The 19,993-nt window shown below is 70.2% G+C and carries 17 protein-coding genes; 7 read left to right on the top strand and 10 right to left on the bottom strand.

Annotated elements, in window-relative coordinates; all coding sequences use genetic code 11:
- Positions 1–79 precede the first annotated feature (79 nt).
- Positions 80–301 carry a hypothetical protein gene (locus ACIBW9_RS23980; RefSeq protein ID WP_398958177.1) on the bottom strand — a complete coding sequence of 74 codons (222 nt, stop codon included), beginning with the start codon at positions 299–301 and terminating at the stop codon, positions 80–82.
- A gap of 138 nt (positions 302–439) precedes the next feature.
- Here ACIBW9_RS23980 and ACIBW9_RS23975 point away from each other — a divergent pair, with 138 nt between their 5' ends.
- The gene (locus ACIBW9_RS23975) at positions 440–2,020 is read left to right on the top strand and encodes a helix-turn-helix domain-containing protein (RefSeq protein WP_398958707.1); all 1,581 of its coding nucleotides are present in this window, start codon (positions 440–442) and stop codon (positions 2,018–2,020) included.
- Positions 2,021–2,022: 2 nt separating this feature from the next.
- On the opposite strand, the gene ACIBW9_RS23970 is transcribed toward ACIBW9_RS23975, so the two are convergent.
- The 3 genes from ACIBW9_RS23970 to ACIBW9_RS23960 form a co-directional block, all read right to left on the bottom strand.
- Positions 2,023–2,415, bottom strand: coding sequence for a nitroreductase/quinone reductase family protein (locus ACIBW9_RS23970; RefSeq protein ID WP_398958175.1), 393 nt, complete (start codon positions 2,413–2,415; stop codon positions 2,023–2,025).
- 68 nt (positions 2,416–2,483) lie between these two features.
- Positions 2,484–2,729 carry a DUF5302 domain-containing protein gene (locus tag ACIBW9_RS23965; RefSeq protein ID WP_398958173.1) on the bottom strand — a complete coding sequence of 82 codons (246 nt, stop codon included), beginning with the start codon at positions 2,727–2,729 and terminating at the stop codon, positions 2,484–2,486.
- Between the two features lie 38 nt (positions 2,730–2,767).
- On the bottom strand, positions 2,768–4,261 hold the full coding sequence (locus tag ACIBW9_RS23960) for a CehA/McbA family metallohydrolase (protein ID WP_398958171.1): 1,494 nt from the start codon (positions 4,259–4,261) through the stop codon (positions 2,768–2,770).
- A 180-nt stretch (positions 4,262–4,441) separates the two neighbouring features.
- On the opposite strand from ACIBW9_RS23960, the gene ACIBW9_RS23955 reads away from it, so the two are divergent.
- From ACIBW9_RS23955 to ACIBW9_RS23945, 3 genes are read left to right on the top strand one after another with little or no spacing between them, the layout of a single operon-like run.
- Positions 4,442–5,290 (top strand): LLM class F420-dependent oxidoreductase, encoded by an 849-nt coding sequence (locus ACIBW9_RS23955; RefSeq protein ID WP_398958168.1) that lies wholly within the window; start codon positions 4,442–4,444, stop codon positions 5,288–5,290.
- Between the two features lie 38 nt (positions 5,291–5,328).
- The gene (locus ACIBW9_RS23950) at positions 5,329–7,911 is read left to right on the top strand and encodes a bifunctional FO biosynthesis protein CofGH (protein ID WP_398958165.1); all 2,583 of its coding nucleotides are present in this window, start codon (positions 5,329–5,331) and stop codon (positions 7,909–7,911) included.
- Between the two features lie 54 nt (positions 7,912–7,965).
- Complete coding sequence (locus ACIBW9_RS23945; protein WP_398958163.1) at positions 7,966–8,529, top strand: hypothetical protein; 564 nt, start codon at positions 7,966–7,968, stop codon at positions 8,527–8,529.
- Positions 8,530–8,544: 15 nt separating this feature from the next.
- Here the strand turns inward: ACIBW9_RS23945 and ACIBW9_RS23940 are convergent, their stop codons facing one another.
- Positions 8,545–9,051, bottom strand: a complete 507-nt coding sequence (locus ACIBW9_RS23940; RefSeq protein WP_398958160.1) for a DUF2165 domain-containing protein — start codon at positions 9,049–9,051, stop codon at positions 8,545–8,547.
- A gap of 828 nt (positions 9,052–9,879) precedes the next feature.
- Here ACIBW9_RS23940 and ACIBW9_RS23935 point away from each other — a divergent pair.
- Entirely contained in the window at positions 9,880–10,995 is a 1,116-nt protein-coding gene (locus ACIBW9_RS23935; RefSeq protein ID WP_398958158.1) for an ADP-ribosylglycohydrolase family protein, read from the top strand.
- A 10-nt stretch (positions 10,996–11,005) separates the two neighbouring features.
- Here ACIBW9_RS23935 and ACIBW9_RS23930 read toward each other — a convergent pair whose 3' ends face one another.
- Positions 11,006–12,580, bottom strand: a complete 1,575-nt coding sequence (locus ACIBW9_RS23930) for a sodium:solute symporter family protein (protein ID WP_398958155.1) — start codon at positions 12,578–12,580, stop codon at positions 11,006–11,008.
- A gap of 150 nt (positions 12,581–12,730) precedes the next feature.
- On the bottom strand, positions 12,731–13,516 hold the full coding sequence (locus ACIBW9_RS23925; RefSeq protein WP_398958153.1) for an SDR family oxidoreductase: 786 nt from the start codon (positions 13,514–13,516) through the stop codon (positions 12,731–12,733).
- 79 nt (positions 13,517–13,595) lie between these two features.
- Here ACIBW9_RS23925 and ACIBW9_RS23920 point away from each other — a divergent pair, with 79 nt between their 5' ends.
- Positions 13,596–14,435 carry a hypothetical protein gene (locus ACIBW9_RS23920; RefSeq protein ID WP_398958151.1) on the top strand — a complete coding sequence of 280 codons (840 nt, stop codon included), beginning with the start codon at positions 13,596–13,598 and terminating at the stop codon, positions 14,433–14,435.
- 159 nt (positions 14,436–14,594) lie between these two features.
- On the opposite strand, the gene ACIBW9_RS23915 is transcribed toward ACIBW9_RS23920, so the two are convergent.
- From ACIBW9_RS23915 to ACIBW9_RS23905, 3 genes are all read right to left on the bottom strand, one after another.
- The gene (locus ACIBW9_RS23915) at positions 14,595–14,786 is read right to left on the bottom strand and encodes a DUF397 domain-containing protein (protein WP_078912651.1); all 192 of its coding nucleotides are present in this window, start codon (positions 14,784–14,786) and stop codon (positions 14,595–14,597) included.
- Between the two features lie 214 nt (positions 14,787–15,000).
- A complete protein-coding gene (locus ACIBW9_RS23910; protein ID WP_030940853.1) occupies positions 15,001–15,858 on the bottom strand; it encodes a helix-turn-helix transcriptional regulator in 858 nt (285 codons plus the stop codon).
- A 352-nt stretch (positions 15,859–16,210) separates the two neighbouring features.
- Complete coding sequence (locus ACIBW9_RS23905) at positions 16,211–16,969, bottom strand: GPP34 family phosphoprotein (protein WP_115907564.1); 759 nt, start codon at positions 16,967–16,969, stop codon at positions 16,211–16,213.
- A gap of 221 nt (positions 16,970–17,190) precedes the next feature.
- On the opposite strand from ACIBW9_RS23905, the gene ACIBW9_RS23900 reads away from it, so the two are divergent.
- On the top strand, positions 17,191–19,863 hold the full coding sequence (locus tag ACIBW9_RS23900; RefSeq protein ID WP_398958147.1) for a D-alanyl-D-alanine carboxypeptidase: 2,673 nt from the start codon (positions 17,191–17,193) through the stop codon (positions 19,861–19,863).
- The last annotated feature ends 130 nt before the right edge of the window (positions 19,864–19,993 follow it).

Genomic DNA, 19,993 nt, shown 5'->3' with positions numbered 1-19,993 from the left:
TGCGCGCCCCGGAAGCCGCCTGCGATCCGGTCCTGGAGCTGTACGCGCGAGCGGTCGGCTGACCCGTCCGCCGTACCGGTCAACGCTCCCGGCTCGACAGCAGAACCGTCCGGGTCCAGTTGGTCAGCTGACGGACCAGCGTCAGTGTGTGGGCGCTGCGGGAGCGCAGGAACGGCAGGACGAGGAGGGCGGGCACGAAGGCCAGCGTGACCACCAGGACGGGCACGAGCGCGAACAGAACGATGAGAACGCGCTGCGCCCAGCGGGCGCGGGCGAGCAGGGCGGTCCAGCGGGTGGTCATGAGCGAGGGGTCCTTCCGGAAGGGTGCGTGGGCCGAGGGATTACCGCCCGAACTCTCCGGCCGTTTCGGTATGTTGCGGAAGGCGCACCATGGTGCCAATGCCGAGTCAACACATCAGGGGGGACCGCCTTGGCCTCGGTGGCCCGTGCTTCCGCCAGTTCGTCCGAGATCGAACGCGGTGAGGTAGCCGAACTTGCCACGCTCAGCAACGTGTTGAGGGAGCTGTTCAACACGCTGGGCATCAGCCAGCGCCAGTACGCAAGGCGGATCTCTCTCGATCCGTCGGCTGTCTCGCGCTACCTCGCCGGGCAGCGGCTCCCGACACGGCAGTTCGTCGAGCGCCTCATTTCCGAGGTAGAGGAGGAGCGGGGCGATTCCGTCACCGTGCACGCAAAGGAGGCGATCCGCACCAGCTGGCTCACGGCACTGAGGGCCTGCGATCCTGACGAGTTCCAACTGGAGAGTCTGCGCGGTGAGTTGGCCAGGGCCAAGCGGGAGGCGGAGCGTGCCCACCGCAGCGTCGAGGCGCTGCATCTTCTACTGGAGCAGAAGGAGGCACAGGTCCGGGAGGCCGGTGAGGACCTAGCGCGTCTGCAGCTCGACTGGTCAGCCGAACGGGCCGACGCCACACGCGCGCAGATCGAGCTGCGCCGGGAACGGGAATCCCTCTCCGACTCACAGGAGGCCCTGCGGCTCGAGATCGAACGGCTGAGGAACGATCTGCGGGAGGCGGAGCGCCTCCGCGCGGAGGCCGAGTGTCACAGCCGTGAACTGCGCGAACGTGTTCTGAGGCTGGAGGCGGAACTGGCCGAACGCGGGCCCGCGGAGGGTGTCCCGCTGGAGGCCTTCAAGGCGCAGCTGGAGCGGATGTGGGAGGAGGAGAACTTCCCCGAAGCCACCCGGGACTTCACCGAGGCGGCGTGGGCGCGGCCGGTGGCGGAAGTGCTCGATCTGGCGGGGTGGTTGGCAGAGCGGGGCGACGAGGAGATGCTCGCCGCTTTCGTGACGGACGTCTGCCGTCTCCGGCCGGCGGAGGATGTGGTGTCCGTGGCTCGGGGGATGGGTCCGGAACTCCGGGACACCCGGCCGGTCAGGGCTGCGCTGGTCAGGGCGATCGCCACCCGTCTCACCGTGCGCAATGCCGCCTTCTTCCACCAGGGTCTGGACGGTTTGGGCCGCGGTTTCTTCCAGCTGAACGACATGGTGCTGGGCTCGGTCGTGCGACGTGTCGTCACCCCGTCGGATGCGATCGAGCTGATCAGCCGGGCCGTGGCCGGTTCCGAACGGCCCAGACTGCTCCAGGACACGGCTCGCGCGGTGGCGCGCAGGTACGTTCGGGAGGGATTTCCGTTCGTCGTCGCGCTCGGACTGGCGGAGGCCGGACTCACTGATGTCGGTAGCCGAATTCTCAGCCTGTCCCTTGGCGCCGGGGCGAGGATCTCCAATGACGAGATCCAGGCGATTCACCAGGGCCTCGGCGTTCTGGACGAGCGTGGTCTTCGCGCTCTGTTCTCACTCGGCGCAGCGCGGCCGAACCTCCGGGTGACGGGGCGTCTTTTCGCCACGGTCGAACGAGTGGCGGAGAAACAGGGCGACCTGAGGCTGCTCGACCTGATGCTGGAAACACTGTGGCCGATTTTCGTGCAACTCGCCCAGGAGTATCCCGACAGCGTGAGCCGCGAACTTCGTGCCTACGCGGCGACCCGAATCCGCACCTGACCTCAGTCCTCCAGATCCACCCGCACCGTCAGCAACTCCGCTCCGATCACCCGCACCGCCACGCTGTTCAGCGACCGCAGCGCGCGCAGGCGGGCGATCGGGTCGTCGTCCGGCAGGAGATGAGCCGTGCCGGTGTGCCACCGACCCCGGATCCGGACCCGTACCCGCGGGTCGGCCTTGATGTTGCGCACGTACTGCGACCGCTCCCCGAACTCCGACACCAGCCAGAACGAGTCCCCGACCCGGCGCCCGCCGACCGGGGTACGGCGGGCCAGCCCGGAGCTGCGTCCTGTGGTCTCCAGCAGGGTCTGGAGCGGAAGGCGGCGCATGACCGCGTTGAGCTTGCGCTGGAAGGCCGTGACGGCTCGGTACTTGCTCTCGGCGCGACGGGGCATCGTTTCCGGATCTCCTGTTGGGTGAAGCGGCTCCTCCCGCGTCCGCGGGAGGAGCCGAAGGAGCAGACTCAGCCGCCGCTCTTTCGCCGGAACGACCGCTGGCTCGCGGCCGGGCCGTGCGCGCCCCGAATCTTCGACGCGTCGGCGTTCGCAGACAGGGCCGCCGCGGCCTCCTCCTGTTTGCCGCGCTTGCGCGCCAGGGCCTCGCGGAACTTGCCCTTCAGGTCGTACTGGCCGTCCTCGTCGGGCGCCAGGGCAGGGCTCTCGGCCTCATCCGGCTCCGAACCTTCTTGCCGTGGAGACTCTGCAGTCATGGTGACCTCCTGGGTTCGGGCAGTGTGAGCACAGCTTGTCATGCCGGGTCCTCCGCTGGGCGCCCGCGTCCGGCGTCGAGCAAGCTGCAGCCGCAGGTCATCGTCCAGTGACGGGAGCCACGGGAGCGCAGGTCTTCAGCGCGTGGACCCAGGAACACCGGATTCGTGAACCCCGCCATCACCCCCGGCAGTGGCCCCAACGCCGTTTCATGCCGCAACTCCGCCCGCACGTAAGCCGCGTACGAGGCGGTTGTACGCCACTCCACCGTGCCGGAGCCCGCCACCGGCAGCGGATCGCTCGTGAACAGCACGCCCTGGTCGGTCACGAAGCGGATCGTGCAGCGCGGGGCGCCGGCCGCTTCCAGGCGTACGGTCACCGGCGTCTCGTGATCGACGATCTCCAACCGCTCGCCGGGACCCGCGACCTGATCAGCGGCGGACGCCGTGAAGGTCAGCGAGACATTCCGCGACTCGGCGACATACGACCGCCCCGCCCGAATGCCCTCCTGAATCGCCTCCCGCGTCAGGTCGTCGGCGAGGACGACCGTCTGGGGGCGGCCCACCACGTCCGGATCCCGGTGAGCGTCGCTGTTGCCCATCGCCGGGAGCCAGTCCCGGCCGCCCTCCCGCACGGATGCGACCAGCAGGTTGTCCCACTCCGCGAGCGTCACCTCGTCGTCCGGCGTCCACGGCCCGTTCCACACCTCCACCGCGTCCGCCTTGCCGAAGCCGAACTTCCAGCCGCAGCCGACACAGGTGCCGTGCGGATGGGCGGGGACGACCAGGCCGCCCGTCTCGCGGATCCGGTCGGCGAAGCGGCCGAAGCGATGGTCCCGGGCCCGGTATCGCCAGTCGACGAAGGTGCCGGGATCGGTGCCGAGGGCGAGGACATGGCCGTTCCTCGTCGTCACCTCCTCGCCGAGCATGATCAGCAGGTCCTCACCCGCCTCCGCGGCCCAATGCGGATGCGAGGAATGGGTGTTGTGGTCCGAGGAGTTGATGAAGTCCAGGCCGGCCGCCCGCGCCAGGGCCGCGATCTCGGCCGGGGTGCGGCGGCCGTCGGAGTACCAGGAGTGCAGGTGGCAGTCGCCGCGGTACCAGGCGCGTCCCCGGCCCTTCGCCCGCTCGGGTGGATACACCGGCTCGGGTGTCCCGCCCTGCTCCCCGTGCGTGAGCGTGACCGTGAGCTCGTACGACAGGCCCTGCGGCGCCACCGTGTACGGGCCCAGCACCACGTGCCAGGTGCCGGGCCGTATCGGACCGGGGATGTATCCGGGCGTCGCGTCGTCCGCCCGTACGAAGAACTCCGTACGCGCCCCGCCCGACCACCCCCGGAACCCCTCCCCGCCCAGCCCGGTCCCGCGCTCGTCGAAGAGGCCGATGTCGAGCGCGTTGCCGGGGGCACCGGGCGGTAGGGAGGGCCGGTCGTAGGTGTAGGAGACCTTCAACTCGCTCACACCAGGCGGGACTTCGACGGGTACGTAGACGTAGTCCGGGGAGCCCGGGGGCAGGGAGCCGCGGATCGTTGTCACTCCCTCAACGTAAACCTCCCTGGGGGCGCGGGGCAGTATCAATTTGCGGCTCCGCCGCGTGGGCGCGACCAGCCCCCACAGACCCGCACCCGCCGACGGTGATCAACCAGCCCCTACCTCATGCGTAAATCCCGACCGGTCGGTATCGACATATGAGGTCGCACCCGGTACAGATGACCCATGCGAATCGCCGTAACGATCTTCCTCACCGACGAGACCGTCACCCCCACCCGGCTCGCGCGGGAGCTGGAAGCGCGCGGCTTCGCCGGCCTGTACCTCCCCGAGCACACGCACATCCCGGCCGAGCGGACCACCCCGTACCCGGCGGGCGGCGACCTGCCGCCCGAGTACGGCCGCACGCTCGACCCCTTCGTCGCGCTCGGCCAGGCGGCCGCGGTGACCGAGCGGCTCGGCCTCGGCACTGGCGTCACGCTGGTCGCCCAGCACGATCCGATCGACCTCGCCAAGCAGATCGCGACCCTCGACCACCTCTCCGGCGGCCGCTTCACGCTCGGCCTCGGCTTCGGCTGGAACGTGGAGGAGGCCGCCGACCACGGGGTGGAGTGGCGTACGCGGCGGGAGCTGGTGCGGGACCGGATGGCGTTGATGAGGGCGCTGTGGAGTGACGAACCTGCCGCGTACGAGGGGGAGTTCGGGAGCGTACGGGCCTCGTACGCCCACCCCAAGCCGGTGCAGAACCCGCGCGGTCCGGTCGTCGGCCCGCGCACCCTCGTCGGCGGGGCGGCCGGTCCCAAGCTCTTCTCCCACATCTGCGAGTACGCCGACGGCTGGCTCCCGATCGGCGGCCGCGGGCTGACGGAGTCACTGCCGGTGCTGCGGGCCGCGTGGGCGGACGCGGGCCGTGACCCGGCGGTGCTGCAGGTCGTTCCGTACGCGGTCTTCCCCACCCCGGGCAAGCTCGCGCACTACGCGGAGCTGGGCATCGAGGAGGTCGTCGTACAGCTGCCCCCGGCAGGGGAGGCAGAGGTGCTTCGGGTGCTGGACGAGTACGGGAACCTGCTGGGCTGACCAGCGGGCACTGATCGGCTCGACCGTATGCTCGAAGAATGACGACATCCGCGACCGGAACCGGCCCCACCGACAACTCCATGCGTCGCGCCCTCAAACGCGCCCGTGACGGCGTCGCCCTGGACGTCACCGAAGCCGCCGTCCTCCTCCAGGCCCGCGGCGAGGCCCTCACCGACCTCGTCGCGTCCGCCGCCCGGGTACGGGACGCCGGCCTCGAACAGGCGGGGCGTCCGGGCGTCATCACGTACTCGAAGAGCGTCTTCATCCCCCTCACCCGGCTGTGCCGGGACAAATGCCACTACTGCACCTTCGTCACGGTCCCCGGCAAGCTGCGCCGGGCCGGCCACGGGATGTTCATGTCCCCGGACGAGGTCCTCGACATCGCCCGCAAGGGCGCGGCCCTCGGCTGCAAGGAAGCCCTGATCACCCTGGGCGACAAGCCCGAGGACCGCTGGCCGGAGGCGCGCGAGTGGCTCGACGCGCACGGCTACGACGACACCATCGCCTACGTGCGCGCCATCTCCATCCGCATCCTGGAGGAGACGGGCCTGCTGCCCCACCTCAACCCCGGCGTGATGTCCTGGACGGACTTCCAGCGGCTCAAGCCCGTCGCCCCCTCCATGGGCATGATGCTGGAGACGACCGCGACCCGCCTGTGGTCCGAACCGGGCGGCCCGCACTACGGCTCCCCGGACAAGGAGCCCGCCGTACGGCTGCGGGTCCTGGAGGACGCGGGCCGCTCCTCGGTCCCCTTCACGTCCGGCCTCCTGATCGGCATCGGAGAGACGTACGAGGAGCGGGCGGAGTCCCTCTTCGCGCTGCGCAGGATCTCCCGCGCCTACCACTCCATCCAGGAACTGATCATCCAGAACTTCCGCGCCAAGCCGGACACCGCGATGCGCGGCATGCCGGACGCGGAGCTGGACGAACTGGTGGCCACGGTGGCCGTCGCCCGCCACATCATGGGCCCGGCCGCCAACCTGCAGGCCCCGCCCAACCTCGTCGACTCCGAGTACGAGCGGCTGATAGGAGCCGGCATCGACGACTGGGGCGGAGTGTCCCCCCTGACGATCGACCATGTGAACCCGGAACGCCCCTGGCCGCAGATCGAGGAACTCACCGAGCGCTCCCGCGCCGCCGGCTTCGAACTGCGTGAACGCCTCTGCGTCTACCCGGAGTTCGTCCAGCGCGGCGAGCCCTGGCTGGACCCGCGGCTGCGCCCGCACGTCCGCGCCCTCGCCGACCCGGAGACCGGCCTCGCGCGACCGGACGCGACCGTCGAGGGCCACCCGTGGCAGGAGCCCGAGGAGGCGTTCGTCGCCTCCGGCCGCACCGACCTGCACTCCTCCATCGACACCGAGGGCCGTACGTCCGACCGCCGCGACGACTTCGACGAGGTGTACGGCGACTGGGCGGCCCTGCGCGAGGCGGCCGCGCCCGGCATGGTGCCGGAGCGCATCGACACCGACGTACGAGCCGCTCTGGCGACGGCGGCGGACGATCCGACGCGCCTCACGGACGCGGAGGCCCTCGCCCTGCTGCACGCCGACGGCCCCGCGCTGGACGCCCTCACGCGCATCGCGGACGACGTACGGAAGGCGGCCGTCGGCGACGACGTGACGTACATCGTCACCCGCAACATCAACTTCACCAACGTCTGCTACACGGGCTGCCGCTTCTGCGCGTTCGCGCAGCGGCGGACGGACGCGGACGCCTACACGCTCTCCCTGGAGCAGGTCGCGGACCGCGCCCAGCAGGCCTGGGACGTGGGCGCGGTGGAGGTCTGCATGCAGGGCGGCATCCACCCCGACCTGCCCGGGACGGCGTACTTCGACATCGCGAAGGCGGTGAAGTCCCGCGTCCCCGGCATGCACGTCCACGCCTTCTCACCCATGGAGGTCGTCAACGGCGCGACGCGGACGGGGATGTCCATCCGCGAATGGCTCACGGCCGCCAAGGAAGCCGGTCTGGACACCATCCCCGGCACGGCCGCCGAGATCCTCGACGACGAGGTCCGCTGGGTCCTGACCAAGGGCAAGCTGCCGACGGCGACCTGGATCGAGGTCGTCACGACCGCGCACGAACTGGGCATCCGGTCCTCGTCGACGATGATGTACGGCCATGTGGACCAGCCGCGGCACTGGCTCGGCCATCTGCGGACCCTGGCCCGCATCCAGCAGCAGACGGGCGGCTTCACGGAGTTCGTGACGCTCCCCTTCATCCACACCAACGCGCCCGTGTACCTGGCGGGCATCGCCCGCCCCGGCCCGACGACGCGCGACAACCGCGCGGTGACGGCGATGGCGCGTCTGCTGCTGCACCCGTACATCCCCAACATCCAGACCAGCTGGGTGAAGCTGGGCACGGAGGGCGCGGCCGAGATGCTCCGCTCCGGGGCCAACGACCTGGGCGGCACCCTCATGGAGGAGACGATCTCCCGCATGGCGGGTTCCTCCTACGGCTCGTACAAGTCGGTCAAGGACCTGATCGCGGTGGCGGACGCGGCCGGTCGCCCGGCGAAGCCGCGGACGACGCTGTACGGGGACGTACCGGAGGAACGGCAACAGGCGGCGGCGGTCTCGGACGGACACTTGCCGGAACTTTTGCCGGTCCTGGACTGAGTACGATGATCCGACCCCTGTTCCACGAGGACTTGGGGATGTGGAGCTGAGGAGATGCGTGCCGTGCCAGCCCCGAAGGTCTGGGTGACCGGTCTGACGGTGGGAGCGATCGCCGCTGTCGTCGTCCTGGCCGTACAGGCCGACAAGGGGCCGAAGCCCCACGCGGTCGCCGCCCGGCCGAGCGCTTCGGCGTCGGCCGGCGCGCATCCCACGCCCACGAAGTCCGCGGCACCGGCGGCGGTGCCGGCCGGCTCCGGGACCGGGCGGCGCGTCGTCTACTCCCTCGGGAAGAAGACGGTGTGGCTGGTCGACGCGAGCGATGCGACCCGCCGCACCTTCGCGGTGTGGCCGGGCACGGTGAGCCCGGAACCGGGCACGTACACGGTGGGCGCCCGCACCCGGGGCTCCATCACCGGCTCCGACGGCGTGAAGATCGAACACATCGTGTACTTCTCGGTGAAGTCCGGCGTGAACATCGCCTTCTCCAACGCGGTGGACGGGGCTTCACCGCCGCCCGCCTCGGGGGTGCAGACGGGCGGCATCCGGATGCGGGTCGCCGACGGGACGGCACTGTGGACGTTCGCCTCGGCGGGGACGAAGGTGACGGTGGTCAAGTAGCCGGGGCGGTCCTGGTCAGGCGGCCGAGTCGGTCCGCCGGTCCGTCAGCTGCACGACCAGCAGCGCGAGCCCGGTGAACACGATCACGCGGGTCGCCGCCTCCAGCCCGTTCCAGGTCTTCGACTGCCACATGGAGAACCACTCACCGCCGATCGCGATGAACCCGGCGCCGAAGAGCAGCAGGAGCATCAGCAGACCGTAGGTGGAGATGCTGCGCGCGCGGGCGTAGTCGCGGCGGGCCCAGAGCCAGGTGCCGTATATGAGGACGAGTGCGGCGAGGGTCTCCCAGATGATGATCGCGACGTACGCCGTGTTCTGAAGTCCCTTGTTGGTGATGGCTCTCCACATCAGGTCGTCGTCCTTGAACGTCGTGTCCATGGCCAGCACATGCTGCACGAACGCCTGATTGGTACCGAAGTCGGTGATGTTGCCGAAGGCCACGAGGGCGATGTAGAGCGCGACGCTGCCGGTGAGCAGGGCGGCGGTGAGGTGGAGTGCGCTGCGTGGGGGTGTCGATGCCATGACGGCCATCTTCCCTCACGGGGCGGCGAGTTCGAGATCGATTCGGACCAGAATCAGACCGGCCCTTGCTCGGGGATGCCGCCAACTCCTACGGTCCGTGGGCGGACAAGGATGACGAGTTCGACTGGTCGCAGTCGCTGATCGGGGCCGGAGCGGGAGCTGCGGGCGGCGGCATCGGAGGCGGACTGACACACGGCTCGGGAGTCGACGGAGCCGCGGACGCGGGTGGCGCAGACGGAGCTGCCGGCGCGAGCGACGGTGGCGGTGGGACCAGGCGACGCCCGACGGGGGAGCCGCTGCCGAGGGTCTGACACAGGAGCAGCGGAACACGCTGCGTGACGAGGCCACCAACAGCCGAGCGGGCGCCGAGACGGGTGCGGCCGGAAACCGGCTCAAAGAGGCGGACAGCCTCGAGGACGATCTGGCGGAAGGCCGGCAGAAGACGGCCCAACGGCTCCGCGAGCACACGAAGAACACGAGTCTGTGGACGACTTCGGATGATCGGGACGAACGGTTCGGACGGAATGAGCACAGGCGCCACGAAGGACACCGGACCCCGCAGGCTCGGCTCGGCTGTGCTTCTGGGCCTGATCCTCGGAATCGCCTGCGTGGTCGGCCCGCTCGCGTACGGCGTGTGTGCGGTCGTGACCCAGGACTCGGCTGCCCGGAAAGAGCCGGCCGGCCAGGGCACCGCATCAGCCGATAACTGAGCACTCAGGACCACTCCTGTCATGTCTCGCATACCCCTCCGCCCCCTAAACCGACCGTTCCCGTTCGATTACAGTGCTGAACTGTCATGCGTCGGGCGGAGCCATTGGGGAGGTCTTGGTGAGTGCGCCAGCCGGGGCCATCTGGGGCCGTGTCGAGCAGCAGGACTTTCGGAGCCGGGTGCGGGGGACGCTGCTCGGGGCCGCCGTGGGGGATGCGCTGGGGGCGCCCGTCGACGGGCTGGATCTCGACGGGATCCGGGAGGCGTACGGGGCCGAGGGCCTCGCGGACTTCGCCTTTGCGTACGGCAGACGCGGTGCCGTCACCCACATCACACAGCTGACCCTGTTCACCGTCGACGGGCTGATACGGGCGCAGGTGCGCCGCGACACCGGTGCCTGGCATCCGCCGACCGATCTGCACCGGGCGTATCTGCGCTGGGCGGCCACCCAGCGCGACTGGGGGCCCGACGAGCGTCGTAAGGACGACGGCTGGCTGGCGCGGGAGGAGTGGCTCTACGCCCGGCGGGACCCGGCGCGCTCGCTGCTGCTCGGGTTCGGGGACGAGCACATGGGGACCCTGGACGCGCCCAAGAGCCCCGGTGAGACCGGGCCCGAGGCGGCCGCGCGGTCCGCGCCCTTCGGGCTGCTCGTCGGCTGGGAACCGCAGCTGGTGGCCCAGCTGGCGGTGGAGTGCGCGGCGCAGACCCACGGGCATCCGGTGGCCTATCTGTCGGCGGGCGCGTACGCCGTGATCGTGCACGGCCTGGCCCGTGGCGAGTCCCTCGACGGGGCCGTGCAGCGGGCGCTCGCGCTGCTCGCCGCCCGGCCGGGGCACCAGCCGGTCTCGGACGCCCTGCAGCATGCGCTGGGCGCCGTACGGCAGGGGATGCCGACTCCCGTGCGGGTCGAGGAACTGGCCGGGGACGGGTCGGCGGAGGGCGTGCTGGCCGCCGCCGTGTACTGCGCACTGGTGGGGGAGGACTTCCGGCACGGGCTGTGCCTCGCCGTGAACCAGGACGGCCCCTCGGGCGCAACGGCCGCCCTCACCGGCGGCCTCCTCGGCGCCCTGCACGGCGAGACGGCCCTCCCGCCGGCCTGGCTGGCCGAACTGGAAGGCCGCCCGACGCTGCTGGAGCTGGCCGACGACTTCGCCATGGAGATGACCCAGGGGCCCGCACTGCACGGCCCGGCGGGGTCGTCCCCCGGGTGGCTCGCCCGCTATCCGCGGGCCTAGCTCTGCGGCGCTACTCCTTCACCGCCGTGCCCACGGCGTCCTCCGCCGGACCCGCCGGAGTGGGGATCGCCGCCGCGGCCGTGCCGTCGTCGTCCGTGTTGATGCGTTCGATGACGGCGAGGCGCTCCGGGGTGTCCTCGGGCTTGAGGTAGCCGATGAGGACGTAGAGGAGCAGGGAGACCGCGAGCGGGATCGAGACCTGGTACTGGAGCGGGACACCGCCGTCGACGTTCCAGTTGATGGGGTAGTTGACCAGCCAGAAGGCGAGCAGGCCCATGGACCAGCTGGTCAGCGCGGCCGTGGGGCCGGAGCGGCGGAACGGGCGCAGCAGACCCAGCATCATCGGGATGGCGATCGGGCCCATCAGTCCGGCGACCCACTTGATGACCACCGTGATGATGTCCTTGAAGGTGGGGGAGTTGACCTGTGTCGCCACCGCCATCGACAGGGCCAGGAAGACCACCGTGGTCACACGGGCCGCGATCAGACCCGTGCGCGGCCCCCACTCCCGGGCCCGCCTGGACAGCACCGGCGCCGCGTCCCGGGTGAAGACGGCCGCGATCGCGTTGGCGTCCGAGGAGCACATGGCCATGGTGTGGGAGAAGAAGCCGACGATGACCAGGCCCAACAGACCGTGCGGCAGCAGCTGTTCGGTCATCAGGCCGTAGGAGTCGGAGCCGTCCGGCTTCTGGGCGTGGACCAGGAGCGGCGACATCCACATGGGGAAGAAGAGGACCACCGGCCAGACCAGCCACAGCGCCGCCGACAGCCGCGCCGAGCGCTCCGCCTCGCGGGCGCTGCCCGTCGCCATGTAGCGCTGGGCCTGGTTGAGCATGCCGCCGTTGTACTCGAAGAGCTTGATGAAGAGGAAGGCGAGAAGGAAGACGGTTCCGTACGGGCCGACCAGTGGCTTTCCGTGGCCGTGCAGGGCCGGTTCGTCCCAGGCGCCGAAGAAGCCGATGCCCTTGTCGTTCAGTTTCAGCACGACGGCGACGAACATCGAGATGCCCGCCAGCAACTGGATGACGAACTGGCCGAGTTCGGTCAGCGCGTCCGCCCACAGACCGCCGATGGTGCAGTAGACGGCGGTGATCGCGCCGGTGATGAGGATGCCCTGGTTGAGGGTGATGCCGGTGAACACGGACAGCAGCGTCGCGATCGCCGCCCATTTGGCGCCCACGTCCACGATCTTCAGCAGCATGCCCGACCAGGCCAGCGCCTGCTGGGTCTTCAGGTCGTAACGGTTCTTCAGGTACTCCAGCGGGGAGGCCACATGGAGTCGTGAGCGCAGCCGGTTGATGCGCGGCGCGAACAGTTTCGAGCCGATGGCGATGCCCAGCGCGATCGGGAAGGACCAGGTGACGAAGGAGGTCACGCCGTAGGTGTAGGCGATGCCCGCGTAGCCCGTGAACATCACCGCGCTGTAGCCCGACATGTGGTGCGAGATGCCGGACAGCCACCACGGCATCTTCCCGCCGGCCGTGAAGAAGTCGCTGACGTCGTCCACGCGCTTGTGCGACCAGACGCCGATCGCGACCATCACACCGAAGTAGCCGATGAGCACGGCCCAGTCGAGACTGTTCATGTGTCCCCTCCGCAGGGTCCGCCTTGTGAACGGCTCGCTCATCGTGGGCGCGCCCACATGGGCACGACAAGCAAGCGTCAGGTCAAGGGACAGCAAAAATGTTCCTTGTGTTGACCTGCGTTCATACACATGAACCGTCTCTCGAGGTGGTCAGCGCATCAGCTCCCCAGCGTTGACCAGCAGCGACTGCCCCGTGATGGCCCGCGCCCGGTCCGAGGCCAGGAACACCGCCGCGTCCGCCACGTCCCCGTCCGTCGCCAGCTCCGGCAGCGCCATCCGTCCCGTCAGCCGCTCCAGTACGTCGACCTCGGGCACCCCCTCCGTCTGCGCCGTGAACCGGACGTACGCCTGCACCGGCGGCCCCCACATCCAGCCCGGCAGCACGGTGTTGACACGTATACGATGCGGCCCCAGCTCCCGGGCCAGGGAGTACATCGCGCTCGTCAGCGCCCCCTTGGAGGCCGCGTACGCCGCCTGCTTCACCTGGGTGGGGGCCGCCACCGCCGACTGCGTCCCGATGAACACCACCGAGCCCCCGCACGCCTTCAGCGCCGGCAGGCACGCCCGCGTCATCCGCAGCGAGCCCAGCAGGTTCACGTCGATCACCTGCTGCCAGCTCACGAAGTCCGCGTCCTGAAGGCCGCCGAAGTAGCCGTCCATCGCGGCCACATGGACGACCGCGTCGATCCGTCCGAACCGCTCCCGCGCGAGCGCCGCCAGCGCCTCGCACTGCCCCTCGTCCCTGATGTCGGTCGCCCGGTACGCCGTGTGCGCCCCGTCCGGATCGATCTCACCGGCGCTCTTGGCGAGATTGGCCTCCGTGCGCGCCCCGAGCACCGCGTTGCCGCCGTCGCGCACGACCGCCGCCGCGACCTGATGACCGAGCCCGGCGCCGACCCCCGACACGACGACGGTCTTGCCCGTGAGCAGTGACATCTAAGCCTCCCGGGTATGGCGGATTACCTGACGGGGCGTCAGAGTATGGGCGACCGGCGGAGGACGGAAGGGGAGCGACATGAGCGAGGAAACCCGCAGCGACGTGTACGCCGAGCTGGCCGCCGTGGGGCCGTACGGAGTCCGCCCCGGCCATGCGCTGATCACCATGGTCGAGCCGCACCCCGGCCACGAGTACGCGTACAACCGCTGGTACGAGGACGACCACTACTACGCCGGCGCGATGGCCATGCCCTGGATGTACGCCGGGCGCCGCTGGGTGGCGACCCGCGACCTCCAACTCCTGCGCTGTCCCGAGAAGTCGGCGATCGCCCAGCCGGTCACCGCCGGCTGCTACATCTCCACGTACTGGATCACGGACGGCCGCTACGACGACCACATGCGCTGGACCGTCTCGATCAACAAGCGCCTCAACCGGGACGCCCGGGTCTACCAGGACCGTACGCATGTCTTCACGGCGTTCCAGGACCACGAGGTGACGGTCTACCGGGACGGGGCCGCCGGGCCCCGCGACTTCCATGCCCTCGACCACCCTTACGCCGGTCTGGTCGTCGAGGTGATCGACACCGAATCGGCCGCGCAGCGGGCCGAGTTGCTGGAGTGGCTGCGCTCCCGGCATCTGCCCAAGCGGGTGGCGGGCTCACCGGCCGCGATGGTGACCGTCTTCCGCCCGACGCCCCTGCCCGGCGATCGCATGACCTACGTCAAGCAGGTAGAGGGCGTGGAGACCCGGCTGACCCTGCTGTGGTTCCTGGAGGCGGATCCACGCGACTGCTGGGAGGCGTACTTCGCGGACCTGGAGGCGCCGGTGCGGGAGGCGGGGCTGGGCAGGGTGGAGCTGGTGGCACCGTTCGTCCCGACGGTGCCGGGCACGGACAAGTACGTGGACAAGCTCAGGTAGGTGCGTGGACCGGCTCGGGTAGGTGCGTGGACCGGCTCGGGTGGTGGGCGCAGCCGAGCCCCCTCGGCAAGGACGGCGAGCTGGACGAGAGGGCTCTTCAAGTGCTGCTTGTGAAATTGTGTAAGGCGGACGCGGTCGAGGATCAGCAGATCCTCCCCCCTACGCCTTGATCGAGCCGACGAAGGTGTTCCACGCGTCGGCCGGGAAGGCCAGTACGGGGCCCTCGGGGACCTTGGAGTCCCGGACGGCCATGGCCGCGCGGACCGGCGACTTGATCTCGACGCACGCGCCGTTGCCCGTGGAGTACGAGGACTTGGTCCACGTGTCCGTGGCGCCCTGACGAATTGCCATTTTTGCTCCGGAATGCCAGTTGTTGAGTTGCTGTCACCGCACGACGGATCCGACTCCGAACCCACAGCGCGGTTTGCGCCAACCCTTGGTGTGTGGTGGCGTGATCGACGCTACTCGCCAACCTCGACGTACGAAGTGACCATTCACTCGACCGGGTGGCATATTCCAGATGGGTCTTCCAGTCCGACCCGGGGACGGTGTACCTTACGGCGCTTCAGCGCGCGTACTCCTTCGCGATGTCCGCGATGAACTGCCGTGACTGGTCCGGATTCAGGGCCTGGGCGCGCAGGTGCTCGTACATCACGCTGTATTTCTGCACGTCGTTGGCCTTCTCCAGGTACAGGTCGCTGGTGACGCCCTCGATGTAGACGACGCTGGAGTCGGCCGCGTCGGGGAACTCGAGGATCGCGTACTGACCGTTGAGCCCCGGGTGGGCCCCCATGTCGAAGGGGATCACCTGCACGGTGACGTGCGGGAGTTGGGACTGCTCGACGAGGTACTCCAGCTGGTCGCGCATGAGGGAACGATTGCCCACCACCCGGCGCACCGCCGCCTCGTCCATCACCGTCCACAGCCGGAGCGGGTTCTCCGGGGCGGTGATTCGTTCCTGCCGACGCAGGCGCACCTGCACGCGCTTCTCCACGTCGGTGGCGGCCGTCTCCGGCAACGCCCCCGCGATCAGCGCCTCAGCGTACTGCCGGGTCTGCAGCAGCCCCGGGACGACCTGGGGGTCGTACACCCGCAGACTCGCCGCATCCGTCTCCAGCCCGATGTAGACGCTGTACGGGATGTCACCGAAGGAATGCCACCATCCCTGCTGGCGGCTGTCCTTGGCCATCTGCATCAGCGAGTCGACGATCCGGTGGTCCTCCACCTCGTACACCCCGCACAGGTCGCGGACGTCGCGCTGGCTGATGCTGCGCCGCCCGTTCTCCAGCCGGCTGATCTTCGACTGCGACACCAGCAGCCGCTCGGCCACCTCTTCGGCCGTCATGCCCTTGAGCTCGCGGAGCCGACGCAGCTCCTGGCCCAGCCGGCGTCGCCTGACGGTGGGATTGACATTGGACGCCACGAGACGTGCACCTCCGGCTGCGTGCCTGCACTAGCTGTACTTTGCCACTTTGCGTATCTGCTGTTGAGCAGACTGCCACCAAGGGACTTGGTACCGCTGGGAAACGGCGTATATGCGCTGCGCCGACGGCAGTTCATGGGTTCATGGAAAAACGGCCGCGCGGGGCAGCGGAACCGTTACGGCATCCGTATGGACGGACGGCGTACGGCCCCGCTGCCCCGCGCGGACCAGCGGCTCCCGTACCGGGTCTCGGGGACTGCGCCTTCGCAGGCTCGGTGCGGCGCTCGGCGGTGCGTGGTGCTGCGGTGCGTGCTGCTGCTGCGGTGCGTGGTGCTCGTCGTGGGACTGCGGCTCAGTGGGCCACGACGCGCGCCATGGAACCGCGGCGCGGCTGCATCGGAACGCCACGAGCGGGTTCCGGTGCGGACCTGACCGGTCCGGCGGCGGCCTGACGGCCGGCCGGGGCCGGATTACGGCGTGGCTGTGCGCCCACGCCGTTCTGGACGTCCATCACGGCGTGCGCGACGAGACCGCCCATGGGGTCGTGCCTGATCAGATCCCGCAACCGGGACCGAGAGGACCGCCCCTCGTTCCCCGGATACAGGTGCTTGCCGAGGCCGACCGCGTGTGCCAGTGCGGCGAGTGCGGCGGTCCGCGGGTCCGGCGGTACGCCGGTGCGGATCGCGGAATCCAGTCGGGATCTGATCTCCCGGCTGATCTCGGTGTCCGTCGCCTGGTAGCGAGTCGTCGGCAGCACTCCGCACATCTGGCCCGCCACGGCATGCACCATGCCGCACCGCTCCAGATGCGAGAGATAGGTCTGGCGCAGTCCCAGCCGGGGCCCGCCAATCCAGTTCACTGCACGTACCGGAGCGCCACGCCTGCGCAGCAACTCCAACGCACAGTCCAATGTTGGATCTCCAGTCGGCCGTGGGGCTACCACGGCGATACGATCCCCGTCTGGGGCTATCCGTCCGGCCAGCGCCAGCTCCACTAGCTGTGCTCCGGCCAGACCGAGGTCGAGCGACTGCGGCTGTGCAGTGGTACCCGTGGCCGGGTCCAACGCCAGCAGCAGAAGCTCCTCCGGAAGTGTTCTGCGGCTCCTGCCCATCCATGCCTCCCCGCGTGGATGAAAGACAGGGTGACCCCTCTCACATTGGTCTGTCGAGGGTGCGTGACCTGTTTGTGAGGGAACCGGTAGGTATGTCGTTCTCGTCTACCGCAGGGGTTAAGCCCGCACACAGGACACTGGTACATGGTTCGGACAGCGCGTTTGAGCGGTGTTGCGGGCGGCGGTTCACGGTTCGGTAGGTCGCACGGAGCGCGTGCGGCATGGAGGAGGCATCGGTGGCGGGCGAGTCCCCCGACAGGTCGAAGCAGCGCGAGTCGTCGGCAGAACCGACGTCGGGGAACACGGGCCCGGTTCCCGAGCCCGCCCGCGATCCCCGTCTCTCGGTGTCCCGGGAGCCCGACTCCACCGACACGTCCGAGGCACACGGCGGCGTGGACACGGCGACGCGGGTGTTCTCCGTACGGGATCTGAAGACCGCGGTCGAGAAGGCCGGGGAGACCGCGGCTGAGGAGAGCACGGCTGAGCAGCCGGAGACCGCGGAGGCGGGTGCCGGGGCGGCTGAGGCCGGGGCCGGGGGCATGGCTGCCGGGGCGGCTGAGGCCGGGGCCCGGGGCGCGGCTGAGGGCCCTGAGGCCGGGGAGCCTGGGACTGCGGAGATCGAAGTCGGCAAGGCGGCGCCTGCGGAGTCCGTGGTCACGCGGCCGAGGGCCGAGGGGGCCGGGGCTGAGGAGCCGGGGTCTGCGGAGGCGGGTGCCGGGGCGGCTGTGGCCGGGGCCCGGGGCGCGGCTGCGGGGTCCGAAGGCGAGGAATCCGTGGGCGAGGGGCCCGCGGCGGAGGAGTCGGGGCCCGCGGAGGCGGGTGTCGGGAAGCCCGGGGCCGGAGGCGTGGCTGAGGGTGAGGAGTCGGCGGTCGCGGGGACCGCGGACGAGGAGCCCGGGGCTGTGGGGGCGGATGACTCCGACGGCGAGCACGCGGCGGCCGGGCGTGTCGATGCGGCGTCTGCGGGCGGTGATTCGGCCGACGCCACCGCTACGAGCAAGGGTGACGCGACCGGCGACGCCCGGCTTCGGGCTGCTGTGGCGGCCTGGGTCCGCTCCGGGGACTCCAAGGACTCCGAGGAGCCCGAGAGCGCGGAGACGGCCGCTGAGGCCGACGAGGACGGTGCCGCGGAGGCGGAGGCGGAAGCCGGGGCCGGCGCCGACAGCGATGTCGAGGACGGGGCTCCCGCCGACTCCCGCGTGGCGGAAGCGGAAGACGGACCGGAGGACGCCGTCCCCCAGCCCCAGTCCGAGTCCGAGGCGGGCGACGAGCCCGAAACCGGCGGCGCAGCCGAGACGGCCGGTGCCGCCGACGGTGAGGAAGCTCCGAAGGGGCCGCCCGCACCCGAGGACGAAAGTGGGAGCGCCGGGGGCGAGGACAAGCCCGTCGACCAGCCCACCGCCATCTTCAAGCGCCCCAAGCCCCAGGTCGACCAGCCCACCACCATGCTCAAACTGGGCGGCGCCAAGACCGCGGAGCCGTCCGAAGCCGAGCGCACCAGCAAGTTCGTGGCGCTCAAGCCCCTGGACGAACCCCGCACGCCCCGCAGGCCCGCGGACGCGACCGCGCCCGTCCCCCAGGTCGGCCCCGAGCGCACCGCCCAGCAGCCGCTGCCCCCGAAGCCGCCGCTGGACCTGCTGGCCGAGCTGACGAACACCCCGCCACCGCCGCAGACCCCGGTCCGCACGATCATCCGCAGGGTCAAGATCTGGACCCCGCTGGTCCTGCTCCTCGCGATCGTCTTTGCGATCGTGCAGTCCGTGCGCCCGCTGCCCACCCCCACCCTCGCGCTCACCGCCGACGACTCGTACACCTTCGCCGGCACCAAGGCCGGCCTCCCCTGGCCGAACGAGGGCCAGGGCTGGATGGACGTCAACGGCATCGGCACGATGGGGAACTTCGGCAAGCAGACCCCCGTCCCCATCGGCTCCGTCGCCAAGGCCATGACCGCGTACATCGTCCTCAAGGACCACCCGCTGAAGCCGGGCGAGGAGGGCAAGAAGATCAAGGTCGACGCGCTGGCGGAGAAGGAGGGCGGCTACTACAAGCAGCACGAGTCCACCCTCAACACCGTCAAGGAGGGTGACGTCCTCACCGAGAAGCAGGCGCTGTCGGCCATCATGATCCCCTCGGCCAACAACATCGCGCGCCTGCTGGCCCGTTGGGACATGGGCTCCGAGGCGGCGTTCATCAAGAAGATGAACGACACCGCCAAGGGACTCGGCATGAAGAACACGACCTACACCGATGCCTCCGGTCTCAAGGAGTCCACCGTCTCCACCGCCGAGGACCAGGTGAAGCTCGGCCACGAGCTGGTGAAGATCCCGGCCCTGATGGACATCACGAAGCTGCCCTCCTGGATCGACCCGTCCGGCAAGAAGTGGGACAACTACAACGGCCTGGTCCCCTTCGACGGCGCCATCGGCATCAAGACGGGCACGACCACCAAGGCCGGCGGCAATCTCCTCTTCGCCGCCACCAAGGAGGTCGGCGGGGAGACGGTCACCGTGGTCGGCGCGATCCTCGACCAGCAGACGGCGCCGATCATCGACACCGTCGTCCACGCCAGCAGGACGGCGATGCTCGCCGCCCGGGATGCGCTGACCTCGACGAAGATACTGAAGAAGGGCGACGTCGTCGGGTACGTGGACGACCAGCTCGGAGGCCACACGCCGATCGTGCTCACCAAGGACGTCGCCGCCGTCGGCTGGGCGGGCCTGAAGGTGAACCTGTCCTTCGACTCCGACGCCGTCCCGCACACCGCGAAGGCCGGCACCAAGGTGGGCACCCTCACCGTGGGCGACGGCACCAGCGGCGCGGTCAAGGTCCCGGTGGCGCTGCAGAAGGACCTCACGGAACCCGGCTTCACGGCGAAGCTCAAGCGCCTCGGCTGACCGCGGCCGCGGACGCCCACGCACCCCGTCGGGGGGGGCCCCCCGGGGGCCCCCCCCCGGGGGGGGGGGGGCGGGCCCGAACGGGGGGGGGCGCCCCGCACGGGGCGCGCCCGCGGCCTACCCCGGGCGG

Source organism: Streptomyces sp. NPDC049541 (genome assembly GCF_044465725.1).
Classification (GTDB): domain Bacteria; phylum Actinomycetota; class Actinomycetes; order Streptomycetales; family Streptomycetaceae; genus Streptomyces.
This window is presented reverse-complemented; position numbering and strand designations above follow the sequence as displayed.